14 protein-coding genes and 2 pseudogenes are annotated in these 20,411 nt (G+C 39.4%); 8 read left to right on the top strand and 8 right to left on the bottom strand.

The features are described 5' to 3' along the window. Nucleotides 1-95 precede the first annotated feature (95 nt). The 3 genes from VM802_RS10155 to relB all read right to left on the bottom strand — a co-directional run bounded on the left by VM802_RS10155 (nucleotide 96) and on the right by relB (nucleotide 3,552). A complete protein-coding gene (locus tag VM802_RS10155) occupies nucleotides 96-1,805 on the bottom strand; it encodes a hybrid sensor histidine kinase/response regulator (RefSeq protein WP_325529958.1) in 1,710 nt (569 codons plus the stop codon). 124 nt (nucleotides 1,806-1,929) lie between these two features. Then, nucleotides 1,930-2,871, bottom strand: a complete 942-nt coding sequence (locus tag VM802_RS10150) for a terpene synthase family protein (RefSeq protein ID WP_325529956.1) — start codon at nucleotides 2,869-2,871, stop codon at nucleotides 1,930-1,932. Between the two features lie 423 nt (nucleotides 2,872-3,294). After that, nucleotides 3,295-3,552 (bottom strand): type II toxin-antitoxin system RelB family anti-toxin, encoded by a 258-nt coding sequence (gene relB, locus VM802_RS10145; RefSeq protein WP_325529954.1) that lies wholly within the window; start codon nucleotides 3,550-3,552, stop codon nucleotides 3,295-3,297. Between the two features lie 378 nt (nucleotides 3,553-3,930). Here relB and VM802_RS10140 point away from each other — a divergent pair, with 378 nt between their 5' ends. The 5 genes from VM802_RS10140 to VM802_RS10120 all read left to right on the top strand — a co-directional run bounded on the left by VM802_RS10140 (nucleotide 3,931) and on the right by VM802_RS10120 (nucleotide 6,723). Then, nucleotides 3,931-4,173 (top strand): hypothetical protein, encoded by a 243-nt coding sequence (locus VM802_RS10140; protein WP_325529953.1) that lies wholly within the window; start codon nucleotides 3,931-3,933, stop codon nucleotides 4,171-4,173. 387 nt (nucleotides 4,174-4,560) lie between these two features. Continuing rightward, nucleotides 4,561-4,845, top strand: coding sequence for a hypothetical protein (locus VM802_RS10135; RefSeq protein WP_325529952.1), 285 nt, complete (start codon nucleotides 4,561-4,563; stop codon nucleotides 4,843-4,845). A 41-nt stretch (nucleotides 4,846-4,886) separates the two neighbouring features. After that, nucleotides 4,887-5,216 (top strand): hypothetical protein, encoded by a 330-nt coding sequence (locus VM802_RS10130; protein WP_325529950.1) that lies wholly within the window; start codon nucleotides 4,887-4,889, stop codon nucleotides 5,214-5,216. Between the two features lie 42 nt (nucleotides 5,217-5,258). Next, complete coding sequence (locus VM802_RS10125; protein WP_325529948.1) at nucleotides 5,259-6,428, top strand: HEPN domain-containing protein; 1,170 nt, start codon at nucleotides 5,259-5,261, stop codon at nucleotides 6,426-6,428. Further along, a complete protein-coding gene (locus VM802_RS10120; protein ID WP_325529946.1) occupies nucleotides 6,418-6,723 on the top strand; it encodes a hypothetical protein in 306 nt (101 codons plus the stop codon). The genes VM802_RS10125 and VM802_RS10120 overlap by 11 nt, the downstream gene beginning before the upstream one ends. A 106-nt stretch (nucleotides 6,724-6,829) precedes the next feature. Here the strand turns inward: VM802_RS10120 and VM802_RS10115 are convergent, their stop codons facing one another. Both VM802_RS10115 and VM802_RS10110 read right to left on the bottom strand, forming a co-directional pair. Next, nucleotides 6,830-7,207 carry a hypothetical protein gene (locus VM802_RS10115; RefSeq protein WP_325529944.1) on the bottom strand — a complete coding sequence of 126 codons (378 nt, stop codon included), beginning with the start codon at nucleotides 7,205-7,207 and terminating at the stop codon, nucleotides 6,830-6,832. Next, on the bottom strand, nucleotides 7,180-11,529 hold the full coding sequence (locus VM802_RS10110; protein ID WP_325529942.1) for a DUF6531 domain-containing protein: 4,350 nt from the start codon (nucleotides 11,527-11,529) through the stop codon (nucleotides 7,180-7,182). The genes VM802_RS10115 and VM802_RS10110 overlap by 28 nt, the downstream gene beginning before the upstream one ends. A 573-nt stretch (nucleotides 11,530-12,102) precedes the next feature. Here VM802_RS10110 and VM802_RS10105 point away from each other — a divergent pair. Continuing rightward, entirely contained in the window at nucleotides 12,103-13,584 is a 1,482-nt protein-coding gene (locus VM802_RS10105; protein WP_325529941.1) for a hypothetical protein, read from the top strand. Nucleotides 13,585-13,677: 93 nt separating this feature from the next. Here the strand turns inward: VM802_RS10105 and VM802_RS10100 are convergent. Next, nucleotides 13,678-14,271: pseudogene (locus VM802_RS10100) on the bottom strand (integrase core domain-containing protein); the annotation flags it as partial. Between the two features lie 250 nt (nucleotides 14,272-14,521). On the opposite strand from VM802_RS10100, the gene istA reads away from it, so the two are divergent. Then, nucleotides 14,522-16,081 carry an IS21 family transposase gene (istA, locus tag VM802_RS10095; protein ID WP_325529939.1) on the top strand — a complete coding sequence of 520 codons (1,560 nt, stop codon included), beginning with the start codon at nucleotides 14,522-14,524 and terminating at the stop codon, nucleotides 16,079-16,081. Between the two features lie 59 nt (nucleotides 16,082-16,140). Continuing rightward, entirely contained in the window at nucleotides 16,141-16,872 is a 732-nt protein-coding gene (istB, locus tag VM802_RS10090) for an IS21-like element helper ATPase IstB (protein ID WP_325529936.1), read from the top strand. Nucleotides 16,873-16,956: 84 nt separating this feature from the next. On the opposite strand, the pseudogene VM802_RS10085 reads toward istB, so the two are convergent. After that, nucleotides 16,957-17,409 (bottom strand): annotated as a pseudogene (locus VM802_RS10085) (helix-turn-helix domain-containing protein); the annotation flags it as partial. A 135-nt stretch (nucleotides 17,410-17,544) separates the two neighbouring features. Beyond that, entirely contained in the window at nucleotides 17,545-19,848 is a 2,304-nt protein-coding gene (locus VM802_RS10080) for a hypothetical protein (protein ID WP_325529934.1), read from the bottom strand. Nucleotides 19,849-20,411: the final 563 nt, after the last annotated feature.

Genomic DNA, 20,411 nt, shown 5'->3' with positions numbered 1-20,411 from the left:
TCTGTAAAAAATGTATAAACTGTAATAAAATATACTTCTGCAAAAGTAGATATAGACGAAGGGCGGAGTCATTGCTCCGCCCTTCGTCTATAAAACTATTTGGCAAGTAAAATTCGGATAGGAGGAAGATATTTACATATCAGCGCATACAAATCTGTAAATAAGTAAGGTTTTACTAGATATTCGTCAGCCCCTGCTGCAAGCATGTCTTCTCGCTCTCGACTGAATGTATCTCCAGAAGTAACAATGACAGGAATGCTTTTGAATGTGGGCATTTGCCTGAGACGAAGTAGAAATTCCTTCCCATTCATTTTAGGCATGTGAGCATCTAGTAAAATAAGATCCGGTGTCAATGTTTCAAGCTGTTTTAGACCTATGATCCCATTTGTAGCTATTATAGGGTCAGCGCCAAGAAATTTTATACTTCGCTCAAGGATATTATAAAAAATTGGATCATCTTCAATGCATAGGATCTTGTAACCTTTTAATGTTCCCGTGATTTCTGACGTATCATTCTCCTGATGTGCGGGTTTAGTACTAATCTCCAATGGAATATAAAAATTGAAGACTGTAACATTATTTTCACTATTCGCTTTAATATCACCACCCAGTAACTGTACAAGATGCTTGGTTATTGGAAGCCCTAATCCTGTACCTTCAAATGGGTTGCCCTTTTCGTCGCTGACAAAAGCCTCGAATATTTTCTTTAGCTCTTCTGAGTCAATATGACCAATATTCTTAGTTTCAAAAATAATTTGTTCATTTTTTCTGGTAACAGAAAAATGAACATCATTGTCTTCAGGAGAGAATTTAACAAGATTGGAGACAAGATTATTAATTATTTTTGTCAACGCAATTTTATCTGTTCTAACGTACTCAGGTAGTAATTCGTCATATTCAAAAATTATTTTTATCGATCGAGTATTGGCTACGTATCGATGCATTATAATACACTCTTCAATACTGCTCTTCAAATGGATTGTTTCCTTCCTGATTTCATTCAATTTACCTGCTTCTATTTTTGAGAGATCAAGGATATTGTTGATAATTTGCCTTGCCAGAAAGGAAGACTGAAATAAATATTCAATTTCTTTCTTCACATCCTCATCAACAAAGTGGTTTCTCTTTGAATAAAGTAAAAGTAATTGTGCTATCCCAAAAATTGAGGTGAGTGGGGTTCGTATCTCATGAGATGTTTCCCGAAGATAAATGCTTTTTGCTTCATTGGCCTGTTTCAATTCTTGCATCAATCTTTGTAACTCAAACATTAACTTTTCAAATTTTTCATTAACCCACTCCTTAAAGTAAAAATATATTGTTATGCATGATAGTGCTGTACCAGTGAAAACCACAACCCATCTGACGATAATGGCACTTTTATAGTCGATATTTAAGGGGGCGATCCAATGATTATAGTAATTAATCTCCAGGAAGAGAAGCATTAAGATCACAAGAGAAATTGGAAAGAACATTAATCTCTGTCCTTTAAGAAGTAAGCATGCAGCACCAATCAGAAATGCAACTAGCACGTGGACTTCACAAAGTGGGCCTAACAAAATACCGTAATACACTAGGGCTGCATTTAATACGAGAAAGAAAATAATAACGTTACAGTATAGGCCGACGATTTTTGTGAATGATGGTAATGCAAAGAAAAAGCCTCCAATAAATAACTCAATGTATAGTATTGGTTGATAGTCCAACACTTTATAAACAAACAAACCTAATGTCAGAGATAACCCTGAAATCAGATAACATATCTTCTTGAATACAGTTGTAGTTTGTGGGGTACCAAAGATGCTCATAAGAACTTGTTTGGGTTATTGCTTGAGGAAAAGTTCACAATACCGCGCTCATCCGAGTTTTCACGATACCGTGAAAACTCAGAATTTTAAAAGTAATTAAAATCTCACAAATATTAATCAATTGTTATGCATATCTTTTTGATATTTTTTTATACCATTTTAGTTGCCCTTCCAACAAAATAAGAGTATTGTGCCAATAGTCCTGGACTAAAGGACCATAGGTTCCAAATGAAGTGATTTTATCATGAAAACTCATCAGTTCTTCGTATGCATTGTTCCTCATCTTTAATGTTAAGGACAGAGCTTTCTTAACGGAGATTTTTTCTTCAAATTTCAATACCAATACCAAATTCATGGATTCTCCCTCAGCCAATTCTTTTTGATAGGAAAATATATCATTATCAAAAATCATAAGGCGAGTAGATAGCAATCTGAGTCGCTGTATAAAAGGGTGCCGGAACAATTCAGTTGGGAATATTTGCCCCACTAATTCCAGAAGATCACATACCATTGATCCGCCTATAAGTCGATCTCTTATACTGAAATACTTTGAAGCTGATGGATACTCCGGGGTAGCTTTATAGCTGAATGTGTCCATCAACAGCCCTTGAAAATAGTATTGGTGTGATTTTATAAATCGCTGAATCCATTCTTGGTTACTAATCTCCATAAGTTCGTTTCTGGTGATTGCTAGTTGCTTAAACAATGAGTTATCTCCTGGATTAATTTCCTGACCTCGTAATACAGCAATCGCTTTTCGGCATATTTCTTTTAGCTCTGGTTTAGGAAACGGTCCGTAGTAATCATCAAAAATGAAAGCCCAAAGCATCCAACGCGAAATAGGAATTAGCACATCTAAATTTGCGTTTGGCAGAATATCAGCCGTAAGAACACCGTAATTAGCCATTTTAGCCTTGCTTTGAATTTCGGGAGAAAGGCAATCATAAGCATCTATCCAGCTTCTGGTAATCCGTTCCATTGTAAATGAATAGCTACTGGTTAGATTGTGAGAAGGGTAGGTCATGTTAACCAGAAAGTCCTGTTGAGGTGAAGCTAAATTTTTCATACATGTTTTATTTTATATATTATAGACGTTTGTTATGAGTAAGCAGAGGAGTGGAGAAGTGTATTTTAGATTCGTTATTTGTCCGGACACAGGTTTTCTTTAGGTTAAATTGTACATCGTTGTGTTATTGCATATCTCGCAGGTCAATCCTTTGACAGTCGTGGACGTATTATAAAAATAGTGTATTACAGTGCGAATGAATAGCTAAAATGGACAAAAATGTTCAGAGATGACTTTCTATTTGGTTTCTGAGGACAGGAAAACAATGACTTCAAAGGTTAACAACTATCAGACCTGCAGGGGGAAATTCGACTGAGGAACATGGATATAACATCCAGTGCCTTAGTCAATAAGGGACAGAATCTGGAAACGGGTAGGTGAATGAGAGAAATGAGAAAAGTACTTTTTTGTAGCTATAGCATTTTATTCAGCGCCCTTACCTTCGGATTCGGGACGTATGCTATACGGAATTACATCATTCGGTGCTATATTTAAGGCCCAAATGAGCTTCATGGCAGTGGATAACCGAATATCGCTTGTTCCTTGTTCTATATTAAGTACCTGTTTAGGCTCGATGCCTGCCAAAGCTGCTAACCCAGCCTGACTTAGCTTACGTTGTTTTCGATAGAATTTTATCTTTTTACCGAACTCTACTATTTCTATTTTCTTATCTATGGCCATATTCGCAAATACATATCAAAAATTTGGCATAAACACAGTATCATGATACTGTGTTTTCGTTTTTTTGACTATATTTGATGTCAGAATGAGTTATATGTACTCTTTTTGATTGCCTGGGTTTGTATACCTTTGCAGTCCCATAGAGTATAAAGGCTTCTCAATATTAGTGTACGCAGGGAAACGTAGGAAATTTCAAAATGCAGTCCACTGAAACAAGAGACGCCCATGCCATACTGCGTGGGCTTCTTGTTCGTTCGACTGCATACCCTCCTACGGGTTCCCTGTTGACGGCAAGAGGTTCCACGCATTTTTTTATGCCCTGGAGCTTCCTTTCCGCCATGTACATTCCTTCCTGTTTAGTTTCTTAAACCTCTTTTTATGATTGATAGATCATTTTGGAAAGGAGTAGATACCGGGCAACTCGAAGTAACCCACTTGTTTGCCCTGTCCCGCGCTGCGGAAGATGTAATGGGAGCACAAACCCGTCTGATAGAGCTGCTGGAAAAAGACAAGCTACCCATTTTGTCTGCTACAGAAGCACTAACCACAAACTGTCTGATATACCGGCAGTTAATAGCATTCATACTTATGAAGATACGACGCACTGGTAAAAACCAATAATCCGCTGCTTTATGTTCTTTATTTTCTTTAACCACCGCTCAAAGCGCGTGGAGGGGGCTTTCTGTGACATATATAAGAGGTTGGAAAATGTGGAAGCCTGGTATCAATCCAGGGTAATGGGATATGGAGAGAAAAAAATGTTAGAGGCCGAACTGATGAATTTGGCGAGGCGTCTGGCTCTGGAAATCAATATCCCAATTATACGAGGTTATTGTAACCTTTCAGTAGCAATTGATCTGGCTAATGTAGGGTGTTTAGACATGAGGTTGGCTCACCGGTTAGTGGTGCGTAAAATGTTGAGACTTGCATACATCACAGGCTTTCACCACGAGGTTACTACAATACTTGAACAATCTCTGTTGCATTTACAACCATAATCTATACCATATGAACGAAGTAAAGTCTGTAATGATACCTGCAGTAGAAAAGGCTTTCATTGACCTTATAGCCCAATCAAAAATAAGCAGGTTGAGTAGAGGTCTACGAAATCTGATAATGGATTACTTTCTATTGATAGGAATTGATAGGTCCTACTGGTTCCTTGAACTTGTAGAAGATATGCAGCCCTTTTTTGTATTCCTGGATTTAACAGAGCACCATCTCGATCAGTTTTACATGTTTCCTTCTCCAGAAGAGGATCTAAGCAGCGGAGAAGCGACACTTGATTCATAATACTGTTGCATATAATGATTCACAACTAAATATTGTCCAATATGAATACATCTCCGTCATTTGATCTACTCATTAAACTACAGGAGATATTTCCGTCACAACCAGAAACCAATGTCCCTTCAGAGGATATTTTGCATAGGTTGGCCAGTCTACCTGTATACATACGTACACAGACCTGTGAAACATTGGGTTGGGATGAAGCTAAGTATTACAGAAAGGTAGCAGGCCTTGTTGTCATGACTGCAGAAGAGGAGAAAAAGTTTATAGAATTTTCTGTGAAAGCCTTAAAGAAGTATTACGACTATATACAATTCCGTTACGTCTTGCCGAGAAAGCGGATCAGGAAAAAGAACTACAAGAAATTTGATTGATGCTGACATATTCTTAAACCAGTTTATCTCAAGGCTTTTCTTATGAATACAGACATAATTACCCTTCGTAAGCTATTTTTCAGCAGAACTAAGCTGGACCAACAGACTAAACCGATTGATATAGTGCGGAGTTTCTTTTATAATTATTCATTGGCTCAGACCCGTAGCTATTTATGGGGGTTACTTGAAGCTGACCTTACCAGTGGTGAGAATAGGAAAAAGGAAGTCTCAAACGAGTTTTTTTCATTTTATAAACAACTAAGCATACTGTTGGATGCTGTAAGTTGTATGACAACACTCCCAACCAGGAAGCCATCTTCTGAGATAAATGTTGATCCAAAAGAAATGGATGCTGATACTGTTGTCAATTCCGCTTCTAATTACCAGTTGCTGTTAGATAGGGTGATTTCAACTATCAATAGTTTAGTTCAGCCTGAAAAAATTTTTCTAACAAACGTATCTCAAACTGTTGATGGAGATAATGAGATAATGAACCTTTTTGTCGTATTGCCCGATACGGCTCTTCTTCCGTTTGAGCATTATATTGATTTGATTCAGACATCGTGTAAAAGTATATGCCCTGTTGTTATATCTGTTCACAGGGCGGGATATGTAAATAAAATGATTGAACAGGGGCATATTTTCTTCTCCTCCATTTGTCAGCAGAAATATCTGGTATACAGTAATGGCCAGGCGACGCCCCCGATAGTTAGAAACAATAAATTTTGGAATATTAAAGGAAAAGCGCGATGGGATTTTGGCAAGCGTCTTAGTAAAGCTGAAGCGTTCCTTGATGGAGCCAGGTATTTAGCACAGGCCAATCATAAAGAGATAGCGGCATTTATGCTGCATCAGGCTGTTGAGCAGGCTATAACAACGCTTCTATATTCGTTAACAGGAAACATAATGGTAACTCACAATCTATTTAAGTTGATACAACTTAGTAAACAGTGTACAGAAAAGGTGGCCAGTATTTTTCCGAATGAGACAGCCGACGAAAAAATGCTCTTTACCTTACTCAGCAAGGCATATATTAATGCCCGTTATTATAAATATAAAATAAACGACCTGCAGTTATTTAGACTTGAAAAGGAAGTAACAAGAGTATTGGAAACGGCATCAGCAGTGTTCAATGAGGAATTGCTGCAATTGAATGAGAAGCATAAAATGGCGCTTAACAATAATAACCAAAATCTAAGGCATGGAAACTAGTAATACAACTGGATCAATAAGGGAAAACCTTCTACTTGCTATGCATAAGCAGCTTGCAAAAGCAATTACTAATTTCCGTAAGAAAGTGAGTGCGGAATGCCGGTGGAGCCCACCTACCTATTATCGTAAAATGAGGGCTAAAGATGTTTTAGACAGAAAAAATAGGGGTGTTGCTCCATTAAGTAATGCAGAAAAGGACAAAATAAGTTCACTTTATTGTGCCGAGATCCACCGCCTGAATGAATGGTTCCAGAAGAATGTCGTGGCACAAAATGAGGTTCAATCTACAAGTTGATTTGATTTGAAATGAATCCCCGAACAAGATCTCTTGTTGGGGCTATTGCAGTTTTTTTAATCATTTTGATGAAGTAATCCCCTGCAAGATCACTTGCAGGGGCTAATTATTCTGTGACTTGTGTTAAAATCTTTAATGCACTTGATAGTTTGGAAAGATCCGTGTTATCGGGAAGTTTAATATCCATATCATCAAATGTAAGATTGCTCCTAAACGTTACATTTTGTAAGTTTACTTTCAGCAAACTATTTTCAATGCTGTATATAAAATCATCTTTTAAAAGGTTAAGGCAGTTAACCTGGTCATCTACCTCGATATTTATTTCATCTTCGTAAACTATAGACGTGATTGAGACATAATTAATGCCCTTAACAAAAGTTATGCTGACAAATTCATCCCAGTTAATACTATTGTTATACTCAATCTTATTACATTCAAAAATCATTTTTATATAATTTAGTGATGTACTTCTGCTTTTTTCCATGGTTTTCCACCATTCTTAACCATTTGTATTTCGTCGCCTTTAAATCTATAAATTTTACCAGTACTTAGCTCATGGACCTCTAACTCGGTTATACCCATAGATTTGGCATATTCCAGTACAGCTGGCCGGCAATTTCCGCAGACAGGTAAGCCTTCAACCATTAAAGTAGCTTTACCTCCAAAATGTCCAGCTTTTTTCGCTTGGGTCATTGCGTCGATTTCAGCATGCATGCTAAATTCATTCGCATTTACATAACCGAGATCCTTTAATTCTGAAATATCACTTTCAACACGGGGAACTCTATTTGTAGGATTAGTGCCTTGATACACTTTGCCGCCCATTTCAAAAAGAGCGCCAACAATTTCTTCCAGACCGGCTTTATCTATATAGAAGTTTGTATCAGTCACATAGCTGTAGAAGGTACTTTTCCCTCCTGCAAGTCCAATCGGGTCCTGGCTGATATACACCCCTTCCTCTACTGAGTAATAACGGAAGCGGTTATACGCCAATCCTGTCTCTACATCCTCATATTGGCCCTGATAAAGATAGTTACAAAATGCTTTATCTCCATGCTGCTTACGAATTTTTCCATAGCAGTCCAGCTCTCGCTGCCATACTTTGTTGCCAGAGGCATCAAAGGCGTGGGTAGGTGTACCAAGATGATCGGCTATGACACTGTATTGTTCTTCTCCCTGGAGTTTGGCACATGGAATGAAGCTGCCTTCCTCAAATACCCATGTGATGAGGTTTTCAACTGGTTCTTCCTGTTGTTGCAGGTCACCGTCTTCAGAGGATTGTACATGTGGCGGATAATCACCGTTGTAGCGCCACTCATGTAGCGGTACGTTGCCATCCCATACCCAGCGGGTTACCTGTTGCTGGCGCTTATTCACCTTCGCAATACGACGCCCCAGCGGATCGTAGCTGAAGATGATCTCTGTATTGGTAGGTGTGAGCACACTGCGCAATAGGCCATTGGATTTCCATTCGTATATCCATCCAGTACGGCTTCCCCTTGATGCTATCTTTCTCGTTTTGAGATATACACGCCGGTCAACAGCGGAGGCGTTGTTGTTGTGTTTAAATTCTTTGAAGGTGAGATTGCCCTCTGCATCATAATGGTAGTAGTAGGTAGGGCATTCCAGCAAACGACCGCCCTTGCCGTATTTGCGGTCGGTGCGGTTGAGCGTGCTGAAAAGATTGCCCAGCTTATCCGGTGCGCGGTAGATCGTCTCTGCAGTGCTGCCGTCCTGTTTGGAATAGGTAGCACTTACCAGGTTGTCAAATTCATCGTAAGAGAATTGTGCCTGTGTGCCGCTGATCTCATTCACGATGCGGCGCAGTTGTGACACGCGTCCCCACTCATAGCGGGTGCGGCTCTGCTCTACATTATGCACACCGATTGTCTGGCGTTGTACTCTGCCGAGTTTGTCACGCTGTGTCTGAACGGTGACACCGCCAGTCAGTTCGCGTTGCAGCTCCAGTCCGTTGTTGTTGCGCTGCCATTGCGCCTGCCAGGAGCCCGCTTCTCCAACGGTGGCCTGCATCTTTTCCAGGAAACCGGCTGCGTTGTGTTCCAGCGTGATGGCGGCTCCCAGGTTGCTACCGATGAAGGTGCTGTTACCGGTTTCATTGTATTGTCGTATTACTTCGTAAACGCCCTGTATTTCTTTCGCTACACGGCCATAAGAGTCCCGTTCTATCGTGATGGCGCCATCTTCATTGAAAGCGCCGGTGAGTAATCCGTCTTTGTTGTAGCCATAGGCGGTGATGCTGCCATCGTTGTGCTCTTCCCGAACAATGCGGCCTACGCCGTCGTAGTCATAGGCGGTCCACTGATTATTGGGGCGAAGTACTTTGCGTATGCGGCCTGCGCCATCGCGCTGGTATTCACGGTGCAAGCCATCAAAGCCCCATTCATGGATGATGTTACCGTTGGCATCCGGTTCAAAGCGGTACAATTCACCGCCTTCGTTGGCGATGCTGCGCAGTTGTAACTCGGTATCGTAGTTAAATCTTACGCTGATGCCATTTTGACTGCGACCTGTAAGCTTACCTAATGGCCCATATGTGAAAGAGACTTCACGGCGTCCATCTTCTGCTTTGATCATGTTATCCGAAGCATCATACTTAAAGGTATGGATGTTGCCGTCTGCCTCTTCCAGGCGGATCATATTGCCGGCGGCATCGTAGGCATATTCATACCAGTAACTGCTGTCGGCTATTTCTTTCACTATATGTCCCAGGGAGTCATATTTCCAAGCGTAGCGGCCACCTTCAGGGGTGATAAGCCCCGAAAGATTGTGCTGTTCGTCATAATGGAGAGTGAAAGCGCGGCCACTACTGTGAATGATGAGATGCAGGTGCATGCCTTCGTATGCATAGCGCAGCACGTCGCCGTTGGCGAGCGTTTTGCTTTCCAGCAACCCCACATCATTATACGACCAGCTCAATCGCATGCCACCAGGGCTTTTTACACCGGTTAGTCGGCTGTTTTCGTCGTAGAAGTACAGCGTGGCTTCGCCGTTTTCGTTGATATGTTTGGTGAGCTGGCCTTGTTCGTCGTAGCAATTTTTGATCGTGTTGCCTTCGGGGTCTACCATTACTTCCAGTTCCTGATGTTCGTTGTAGGTCTGGTAGGTGACACCGCCTTTGCCATCGATGATTTTGTATATCAGCTTGCTGTGGTCATAGTAATACTCAGTGGTATGGCCCTGGCTATTGGTGGTGATGGTCTTGCCTTCTTCGTAGCGGGCATGATAGGCCAGCACGCCGCCATCGCCCCAGGTACGCACGCAGCGGGCGTTTTCGCCCTTGCCATCATACTCCCAGTAGAAGCTCATGCCGCTCTGGTTGGTGAGCTTCACCAGCTGGTGGCCTTTGTAATGAAAATACTTGCTTACACCCAATGCATTGGTGGTGCTGATCATGTTCCCATCCTCGTCATAGGCGTATTGCACCAGCTTTATTATTTCAGCCCCATTACGAGTACGGATACATGTAATTCTTCCTTCTTTATCCGTATCCACCTGCAATCTCCTGTTACCGCTGTCTGTTATTTCTTCGAGATAGCCGTTACCGTTATACTTAAACGTAATCCTGAAACCGACCTTATCGCGGATTTCCGCTAACGGATGGCTTCCATCAGGAGCACGTTTGCTGGCAAAGTGGTATTCGTTGCCAGTAATTTCTTCCAGGTAATATTCTTTGCCATCATTATGCCACCAGAGCTGCTCTATCCTGTTGAAATAGCGTTCGCCCGGAGCCAGTGCCGGCATAACGGTTTCGCGGCCGTCGCGCAACCTGATGCTGAAAAAGCCATTGCCCAGGTCGTACACGCTCATGTTGTAGCTGTGATGCCAGTTGTAGCCCAATGGTCCCGGTACATCTGCATCACTGTAATAATTTCTTTTCCATACAAAAGGAATAGGGCCGGGCAGCTCAAAGTCCACATTGCTGGCAATCACCCTGCCCGTTACAGTATCCACTGGCTCGCCGAACACTTTACACTTGACCTTCTGTAGAATCTCTGCCAGCCTGGGAAAGCGACTCTTTATTTTATCAATGAATTTCTGCATGACCTTCCCTGCCAGCTTAGTCACTCCTTTTAATCCCAACTTAAACATCAGCTGGAAAAGATCAATAGTCGGCGGACCACCAACCAGTACCGGCTTCCCTGCTGATGTCATCACCAGCAGCACGGAAGTCGGGGCCATCAGCGCCATCTTAGTTTTAGGCTTGCTGAGGCGAAAAGGGGCAGGTATCCCGACAAGATTACAAGACAGTGCAGGATGGAATTGCGTGGAAAATGGCCCACCATCGGCCAGCACCGTAGAACTACCCATCCACATTTCAGAAGAAGCCATTGGTTTCACAATGGGAAAGGGCAGATGTGTAATGATAGCCGGGAGATGCTGGATAGTAGTACCCGCATTGGCTATCCACTGCCCATGTACTTTTACAGACGGGCTGAGCATATGCACCAGCATCTTTGCGGTGTTGGCCAGTGAAAACGGTTGTGGGGGAGGCTCTTCGCCCTCCGGCACTTCCGGCGGCGGGGGAGGTGGTGGTACTACGCTGGCAATAGCGCCCATGATGGCCCCAATAATATCGAATATCATCCCTATATGCGGAACCGGCAGCAGTGGAGCCGGCGGGAATACCGTATCATGAAAGTCAATGCCGATACCTAAATCGAAATACTTGGCGGCAGGCATGCCGGGAAATGATGGCAACACATTTGCCATGCTTTTCTGGATATGGTCCAGCTGGTTTTTCTTCTCAGAAAATAACGCTCCAAACCCCTTATTCTCTGTAGCCATAATAGAGCAATTTAAGTTTCCTTACAGGGAAACGGATCAGAAAGGTATATAAGGAATACGCCAGGAACTATTAGGGTAACTAACAAATTGGCGGCAACACTTTTTAATAAAAATAAGGATTATTTTGAAATATTGGCTTGAACTGTTATGACGATCAAGTGAAGAATAATTCGCTTTGGTTTTGCTGGCTTCAAAAATATTTGGAAAGTGGCTCTAATGCATTTTTACATTTGGAGATTTTATCAAAATATTTCATTTTGCTTGATGCTCTTTCCATTTTCCATAATATGTGTTCTTAATGGAAAACAGAACAAATTTGAATGGAGTTAGTATTTTAGAACAAGTTAATCGGCAATATTCATTTAAACTAATGTAAATATGGGAAAAGAATGAACCAATGGAGCATAGCCTTTTTCATCAAGGTCATATCGAAAAATATTTGCTTGGGTATTTAATTCTTGTTGTAAGCAGAAGGAATAAGTAACTACTATTTAAATCTATTACGATTTGCATGTAGAATTTTTATTATATTGTGTATATTTATTTAACCTTCACCCCAAAAACATACATACCATGAAACAGTATTTTACATTCATGCTTACATTATTTATATGGAACAATTCCCTGGCTGAAAAATTCTCTTTTAAACTCACTAACACTACTCCACAACAGCTACAAGTTTATACTCAATTGTTCAAAAATGTAGAAAAAGCCCCCCCTGAGTTTTTATTTACAATAAATCCAAATGAAGTCAAAAGATTTTATTACAAGATAAGAAAAGGTGAACAACTAAAAATTATAGCTAATAGCAATGGCCTAGAGACGCTTCCGTTAGTAAAATCGCATGATAGGCTAAGTTCAAAAAGCGAAAATGATCTTCAGTTAGTACTTCCAGTTTTAGACAAAATAAATATCGTAGATCTTAGCGAAGAGATCATGAAACTGAAAAATGATAATGTTTGGAAATTCTTGATGGATAGTACTCAATATTCACAGGATAATTTGCCTCCATTAGGAACATTTTTATTTGTTAATTTGAAAAATAATCATGTAATGCACCTGTTGCCGTTAACATGGAGAAATCAAGATAATATTCGTAGAACTAATGTACAATGTTATAATACGACTAATATTGTTAATTGTAATAACGCTGCCCAATTGCGTGCTTCAGGAATCCCTTTTCTTCAATCCCTTTCTACATCTTTCGAAAAGTCGAATATTCTTGAATTAATCTATGATATTCAAAATGCACACATCGAGCAATGGCAAGCCAGTAGTGAGAATGTGATAGATATTTTGATTGACCCTAGAAATAGTGATTTCATATGCTCTTGCATAGATGTAATAAAGGAAAACAGCTTAGGTGGAGGTGATTACCAATTATTATTTATTTCTTCCGCTTATGTTGTTGATAGAATAAAAATATCCGCAAGAAAATACAATATGGTCCAATTCAACGCGGATGTCGATTTTCAATTGCCAAGTTCCTCTGTTGAAGTTGTTCAGCCTATTGGCATAAACGCGGATTATAGATATTTAAGAGAAAAGACATATTCAAGTGTGGATTCATCAGTGAATGAAGTTTTAAAACTTTTGTCACAAGATTATACTCCATCACTCAACATGTATCTTAACCAGCAAGAGAAAAGGCAACAAAGAGAAGCTGCTGATTTAAAAATTAATAATTTAAAACTTGTACTTAATAATCAATATTCTGCCCTATGTAGTTTAGATAGCACTTTGATATGGTCTAATTCAATGGATATAATCATACCAATTGTTATCACGACAACAGAAGCTAAATTAAAATCTGAGATCATTGATTCTACAGGTAAAAATATTACGCCACAATCAGACCTAGATTTCAATAGAAAAATGAATCAATATAATGCAATTTTGCACAGTATAAAAGAAAACATAGTGGTTTACCAAGCTACTTTGGAAAGTATAAATAAATTAGGTCAAAATAACCCAAGGCAACAGCCTACAAATAATTTAACAATACCCATAGTTGTCGATGAAAAGGTAATTAAAACGTATCAGACAAGTAGGTAGTTAACTGAAACTGTGTAAGAATTTACGTTAAACAAACTGAAAGGGGTGCTTAAATGTAAAAGCTCCGATTTGATCCGACAGTAGGATAAATTTTTAGGCGGCTGGAGGTAGATCATCCAGCTGCTTTTCTTTTGCCAAATGTAACGTTTCTTCAAAAGTCTGTAATGGTGTCCTGCCAAAGCAATATTTGCCAGTATGGGTGCGATTAGTATTATACTCATTGATCCATGCATCCAAATCTTCCTGTATCTGCTCAAGGGAAGAATAGATTCTTTTCCTGAAGGCAATTGCGTAAAACTCGTCCTGGATAGTTCGATTGAAGCGTTCACAGATACCATTTGTCTGCGGGCTGCGGGCTTTGGTCTTACTGTGATCGATGTCTTCAAGGGCAAGATATAGTTCATACTCATGGTGTTCCCGGGCACCGCAATATTCAGTTCCTCTGTCCGTGAGTATACGCAGTAATCTGATGCCATGTTCTTCAAAGAATGGTAATACTTTATCATTTAGCATATCAGCGGCTATCAGTGCATGTTTGCGGTCATAGACCTTTGCAAAAGCTACTTTGGTATATGTATCAATGAATGTCTGCTGATAAATTCGACCAACTCCTTTGATGGTGCCAACATAGTAGGTATCCTGAGCTCCCAGATACCCCGGATGATGTGTTTCAATCTCTCCACGGGCTGTTTTTGTATAATCCGGAGTAAAGTGAACCACTAATTCCAGTCTAAAGTGAACCAGTCATTCCGGGGCAAATTGAACCACCTGTAGTGGTTTTATTGTCCAGATTAACGAAGATTCCGGAGCAAATTGAACCACCCTGTATGGTTATTGCTGCTGTCATTCCGGCACAAACTGAACCACTTATAAAGCGCATACAAAAGCACATCTATTCAGTAATTCATTGCTTTGCGGTAAAAATTACCGGGTAGCAATGGCCAACAAGGTTATAGAGATGCATATTGTACGCAGTATTATTCAGCATTCATCACGTAATTCTTCTGAACGGCAGATTGCCCTTCAGTTAAGTATATCACGCAATACAGTGCGTCATTATCTTCAACGGTTAAAAGCCACTACTTATAGCTGGCAACAGCTATTGGCCCTGGAAGATGCAGCTCTTAGTGAACTTATTTATAACCCCGTAGAGTTACCCGTCAAGGATGAGCGCAGACAGGCTTTTGAAGACAGGGTCAGTTATTTTCTTACTGAGCTTAAACGTACCGGCGTTACCCGACAACTGCTATGGCAGGAGTATCTTCAACAGTATCCGGATGGCTATGGCTACTCACAGTTCTGTGATTTGTTAACCCGCCATAGTAATATCAGGGACCCTTCTATGCATTTTGAACACCCTCCTGGTCAGATGATGATGATTGATTTTGCAGGGGATAAACTCTGCTATACCAACCGTCAAACAGGTGAGGTTATCTATTGTCCCGTGCTGGTTTGTGTGTTACCTTGTAGTGGCTATAGCTATGTTGTAGCTATGCCTAATGCCACGCTTCCCCAGTTAGTAAAGGCATTGAACAGTTGTCTACAATACTTTGAGGGCGTTCCTATCAGCCTGAAGACTGACAACATGAAGCAGATAGTAAGTAAGAGTTGTCGTTATGAACCTGTGTTTACAGATATGATACAGCAATGGGCGTTGCATTACAATATCACATTGCTGGCAGCGCGGGTAGCCAAACCCAAAGATAAGGCGACAGTAGAAGGTGCTGTAAAACTAGCTTACCAGCGTATATATGCACCATTAAGAGATAAAGTATTCTTCTGCCTGGAAGAGCTGAGTGCAGCCGTTACAGAACAACTTAGTTTACATAATAGCCGCTCGATGCACAGGAAGGAATACAGTCGTATCCAGTTATTTCAAGAACAGGAACAATCTCTATTGCAACCTTTACCGGATCACCCATTTTTGCTGAAGCATAGCGCTGAAGCAAAGGTGCAGCGTAATTATCATATCGTGTTAGGAGAAGACTGGCATTACTATAGTGTTCCCTGTTCTTATATCGGTAAAACAGTCAAGGCTGTATATGATACTGATATTGTAGAGATTTATCATGCACATCAACGTATTGCATTACATAAACGAAGTTATAAGCGCCATGGCTACACCACCTGCAAAGAACATATGCCTGAAGCACACCGGCAGTACCAGCAAGGCTGGGACCCTGATTATTTTCGAAGGCAAGCCACTGCTATTGGTACGGCTACCAGCCAGTACATAGATAAGTTACTACTAACCAGACAATTTAGTGAACAGGCTTTCCTTGCCTGTAAAGGACTTTTGAGATTAGGGAAGACTTATGGCAACGAACGTCTGGAAGCTGCTTGTAAGCGAGCTTTGGAAGGCGGTACATATGCTTACAGGATCATTAATAATATTCTGTCAAACAATTTGGATCGTCAATCACTTCCTGATAATAGTAAGACATCATTTCAACTACCACTCCATGATAATCTCAGAGGAAAGACTGCTTTTGAATAACAACAATCCCGCATCGTATTCAATCAACAATAATAGGTACTATAAAAGCAAAATTTAACATGAACACAGAACAGACAGTCACACAGCTACAACAACTAAAACTACATGGTATGGCCGGACGTTATGAAGCGTTACTGGACCTCCCCTTACATCAACAACCTGAAGCCCATGCCTTGCTCGCAATGCTTGTGGAAGCTGAATCAGGATATCGTAGTCAGCAACGAACTAGCTTATATATGCGGTTGTCTAAGCTACGTTACCAGGCATTGTTAGAACAAATACACTGCTCCGCAGCAAGAGGGTTTACTACTGAACAACTGCAACTGCTTTGTGATGGGGCATTTATTGAGAAGTCTGAAAACATTATAATCAGCGGTTCCACTGGCTGCGGCAAGAGCTATCTGGCGTGCGCATTGGGGCGTCAGGCTTGCTCCCTTGGATATCGTACACAGTATTATTCTATGAATCGCTTTATTGAATCCCTGGCTACCGCCAGGCTGGATGGATCTTATGTAAAATGGTTGAATCATTTGGCTAAAACACCCTTGCTGATATTAGATGACTTTGGACTGCAGCCGCTTACTCATGATATGAGGCTTACCTTATTACAGATTATGGAAGACAGGTACGGAAGAGGGTCTACAATTATAGCAGCTCAGCTACCGCTGAGCAAATGGTATGATTATCTAAATGAACCTACTATCGCAGATGCTATTATGGACAGATTGACAGCCCGCATGCATAAAATAGAACTTAAGGGAGAATCTAAACGTAAAGCAAAAACTAACTAACTTTGAAAATGCTATTGGATGTGCTTTATAAGTGGTTCACTTTGCACCGGTAGGGTGGTTCACTTTGTCCGGAATATGCACTGTTTTCTCTTCTTTGGCTCTTTCCAGGGCCACAACCTGGGCTTCAGTTAGGATCAGCCCCTCAGTTCCAGATTTGGCTTCCAGGGCCTTTAAACGCTTCTTAAAGGTTTCCAGCACATGTCGTAACCAGACACATCGTACACCAGCGGGTGAAATAAAAATGCCTTGTTTCTTCAGTTCATTACTGGCTCTGAGTTGGCCATATTGAGGTTGTTCTATAGCCATCGATACCACTGCTTTTTCGATCTGTGGTTCGATTCTGTTTTTGATAATGGCTTTTTTTCTGCTTATCTCCTGCAAGGCCGATTCTCCTCCTTCATCGTACAATTCCTTGAACCTATAGAAACTGTCCCTACTATAACCGAACAGTTTGCATGCGTGGGAAACATTGCCCAGTTCTTCGGCTAATTTCAATAGCCCTACCTTGTTTTTAATTAACTTTACTGCTGTATTCATTTCTGACGGTTTATGGGTTAATGAATAAGTGTGGTTACTTAAAATTAACCCTAACTGTCAGATTAAATCGAAACTATTCCAGCTTAAATCTTTGTCTTTTTGAGTTTAAGGATTCTTTTCTAATGATAATTTCTTTTAGGTATTGGGATGATTAATTGAAGAATTTAGTTTGTCAATCAAAGTGTTAAATTCTATGTAAACTGTGTCAGCTATTCTGTTTAAACTGTACGTATTATTAACTGCGTTATCCAATATTTGGATAATATCATTGATGTATTCTTTTTGAGTAAATAGGCGTTTAAAGCTAATGAGCTTTTGGTTGTCATCCAGATAATATCTTGTCAGTTTGTAAAATACATCGTCAATGACAGCTTCTCCTTCTAGATCTTCTGGAGGCATTACTTCATTTTCTTTTATTCTGTAAATTTCATTGTCTCTGATTTCTGCAAGCTTGTTTAAATATTGCCTACCTATTTCGTCCCGTGGGTTCAGAATTGTTTGAATGGAATCCAATAAAGAATGTGCAGTTGTAATTAAATCATCTGATATTAATGCAAGTAATTCATTGGTTAGGCTTTCTCCGTCTAGAGTAAATTGTAATAATGAATATTGATCTATGAATTTACCGGGAGTCATAAGGAACCACCTTTTCCCCGTAAAGTTGGAGTTGAAATATCTCTTTAGTACTTTAAAGAATGACTTGTCCCATGTTAAAAATATTGGTTGTAGTGGCTGTACATCAGGGTCTGGATCTGACAAATATTGAATTAAGCGGGCATCATTATTTAAAGCGAAGAATGTTTTTTCTCTAGCATTAGTCATTTCTTCTTGAAATAGAAATTTGGGTTCATCAATGTCATAGTGATTTTCAATTTTTTCAACATGAACCCCAACATTTAATAAGTAATCCTGTATCAGTTGGTTGTGCTTAGTATGTATATCATAAGAAGATAAGTTCAAGTTAGAGAAGAAATCAGAGAAATTAAGTTGTGAATCGTAGTTGTTTTTTATGTGTAAAAAATAATTGAAGAAAGGATTTCGTGAGCGCCCCAACTTTTCAAAGTTAGGTAACTCTGTGAAAGGAATTAGGTTTAACGCGTCTCTGACCTGAGATTGCACCTCCCATGCATAATTTTCTATCAAGAATAATTTTATTTTATTTTTTTTGCAAAACTCTAATAGAGATTTAGTAAGTTGATAGAAATAATTTTTGTATGTAGCTGTTTGTTCGTAGAAGTAACATAGTGCATGAATAGCAATAGGGGTGTCTATATAGATTTTCTTTTTTGTATTAACATATGTTTCAATTTTATCTAGATTATTTTCTCTCCCGAAAACTTTTCCAGCACAGAATTTCTGAAGAAATGTATTAGTTTGACAATATTCAAATAATCTCAATGCAAGTTGTTTCGGGTCGTATTTTTTGTCGAGATTATTGGTAATAAAAGTTAAAAAGCTTCTAGAAATATTAAATAGATCTGCGTCTGGCTTCGATTCTAAGATAAATTGCAGATCAGACGAAAAATTATTTGAATAGATGTTCTTAAGTTCTTGTATATAATCAGTTAAATGCTGTTGTTGATTGTGCGTTGAAAGGATATTATTTATTCCGACCACAAATGCTGTTTCTTCTTTGTTAAATATATCTGTTAAAGATTTAATTCTGTTTTGTTCCTCTGTTGTTAGAATGAAATTTAGCTTTTCTGGGTTTTTAGTAATTTTCTTAGAACTTTGAAGCCTTGCAAATAGTTTTTGTATAAAGATATCTATATCATTGACTTTAAACTTCTCTTTGCATTTTGTAATAATTTCCTCTTGTGAGCACTCTTTCTTTTCAAATAGAATTTGTAAGACATACGACTCGACTATTTGGAGTTTAAAATCAGATGGTTTACCAAAGGAAAACAAATCAAAAATTAGATTTTTTTCCTCATTGGGAAATAGAGATTTGTCTGTTAGAGTGTGATCCAGCTCAATAGTATTTAAAATTGACCGTTGCAACTCTAGATAATCTTCACTCTCTTCAGCTAATCGGTTCGCATCGACAAGTACTAAGTTTATACCGAAGCTAGATATGGCCAATTTCTCAAATTCCCTGATCGATTTTTGCGTAAGTGTTTGTGAATAAAAAAAGAAAAGAATATTGGAATATCCATAATCTATATTATTTACTCTCGCTTTTTCAAGATCTTCGGTAATTTTCGTTTTAAAATTGCTTTTTTCTTGTGGGGTATTGGATTTTTGAGTCGTAAGTTGGTATTGTATCTTCTCTGAAAATAATTCTCCATTTTGCATGTCTAATCCAACGTCGTCTTTCCCATCTGTTAATACTACTCTTTTGAACCCTTGTACCTCTTTGAGATATGATTTTACCACTTTATCAAATTCATGTTTTTCACATGCTTCCAATGTTTTTATAAGGAGTTTAGTTTTTGACATACCAGTGATGTATTTAATCTAAATATAGATTATTTCTATCAATATTATATATGTGTTAAATATTTAATTTATATGAGAACACCCCCAATAATGCCAATAGGCTTAGTAATATCCATTAGGACTAAATGTTCATACCATTCTTCCCTTTTTCTTATAAGAAAGACTTTTTTAAAAAACTTTTGCCCAAGGCTTCAGTTTTGATTAGGTCAGCAAGAAAAAAGTTCGAAATGTGTCCAGCCGCCCCGACTTAAAGGCAAAAATCATTGTAACGCTTTGTTACGCGATATGCCGGAAAGCCCGCAGATATTGTATCTGCGGGCTTTTTCATTTTCCGCACATATCATCTTATTTCAAAGAATTTCAAGTTGTCAGCAGAGTAATCCGGTGAGTAGGTCAGTGAGTAACTTTACCTACTCAACGTAGATTCCTCGTCATATGTATTGATTTGCATTTCAAATCCTTACAAAGGATATCATCTTGTTTTAAATGATATCAACGGCTTTGTTTCTACTCATTTTTTGGGCTTGTGAGCCACGATCCAGAGAACATGATTTGTCCATTTT

This window comes from Chitinophaga sp., from assembly GCF_035538455.1.
In the GTDB taxonomy this organism is placed as follows: Bacteria; Bacteroidota; Bacteroidia; order Chitinophagales; family Chitinophagaceae; genus Chitinophaga.
The sequence above is the reverse complement of the archived record's forward strand: the minus strand, read 5'-3'. Positions and strand labels throughout refer to the sequence as shown.

What these genes read in the sequence shown, in the direction of transcription:
- VM802_RS10120 (WP_325529946.1), top strand. Translation starts at nt 6,418, where the DNA reads ATGGAAACTAGTAATACAACTGGATCAATAAGGGAAAACCTTCTACTT.
- VM802_RS10105 (WP_325529941.1), top strand. Translation starts at nt 12,103, where the DNA reads ATGAAACAGTATTTTACATTCATGCTTACATTATTTATATGGAACAAT.
- VM802_RS10115 (WP_325529944.1), bottom strand. Translation starts at nt 7,207, where the DNA reads ATGGAAAAAAGCAGAAGTACATCACTAAATTATATAAAAATGATTTTT.
- VM802_RS10140 (WP_325529953.1), top strand. Translation starts at nt 3,931, where the DNA reads ATGATTGATAGATCATTTTGGAAAGGAGTAGATACCGGGCAACTCGAA.
- istA (WP_325529939.1), top strand. Translation starts at nt 14,522, where the DNA reads ATGGCCAACAAGGTTATAGAGATGCATATTGTACGCAGTATTATTCAG.
- VM802_RS10135 (WP_325529952.1), top strand. Translation starts at nt 4,561, where the DNA reads ATGAACGAAGTAAAGTCTGTAATGATACCTGCAGTAGAAAAGGCTTTC.
- VM802_RS10155 (WP_325529958.1), bottom strand. Translation starts at nt 1,805, where the DNA reads ATGAGCATCTTTGGTACCCCACAAACTACAACTGTATTCAAGAAGATA.
- VM802_RS10130 (WP_325529950.1), top strand. Translation starts at nt 4,887, where the DNA reads ATGAATACATCTCCGTCATTTGATCTACTCATTAAACTACAGGAGATA.
- istB (WP_325529936.1), top strand. Translation starts at nt 16,141, where the DNA reads ATGAACACAGAACAGACAGTCACACAGCTACAACAACTAAAACTACAT.
- VM802_RS10080 (WP_325529934.1), bottom strand. Translation starts at nt 19,848, where the DNA reads ATGTCAAAAACTAAACTCCTTATAAAAACATTGGAAGCATGTGAAAAA.
- VM802_RS10125 (WP_325529948.1), top strand. Translation starts at nt 5,259, where the DNA reads ATGAATACAGACATAATTACCCTTCGTAAGCTATTTTTCAGCAGAACT.
- relB (WP_325529954.1), bottom strand. Translation starts at nt 3,552, where the DNA reads ATGGCCATAGATAAGAAAATAGAAATAGTAGAGTTCGGTAAAAAGATA.
- VM802_RS10150 (WP_325529956.1), bottom strand. Translation starts at nt 2,871, where the DNA reads ATGAAAAATTTAGCTTCACCTCAACAGGACTTTCTGGTTAACATGACC.
- VM802_RS10110 (WP_325529942.1), bottom strand. Translation starts at nt 11,529, where the DNA reads ATGGCTACAGAGAATAAGGGGTTTGGAGCGTTATTTTCTGAGAAGAAA.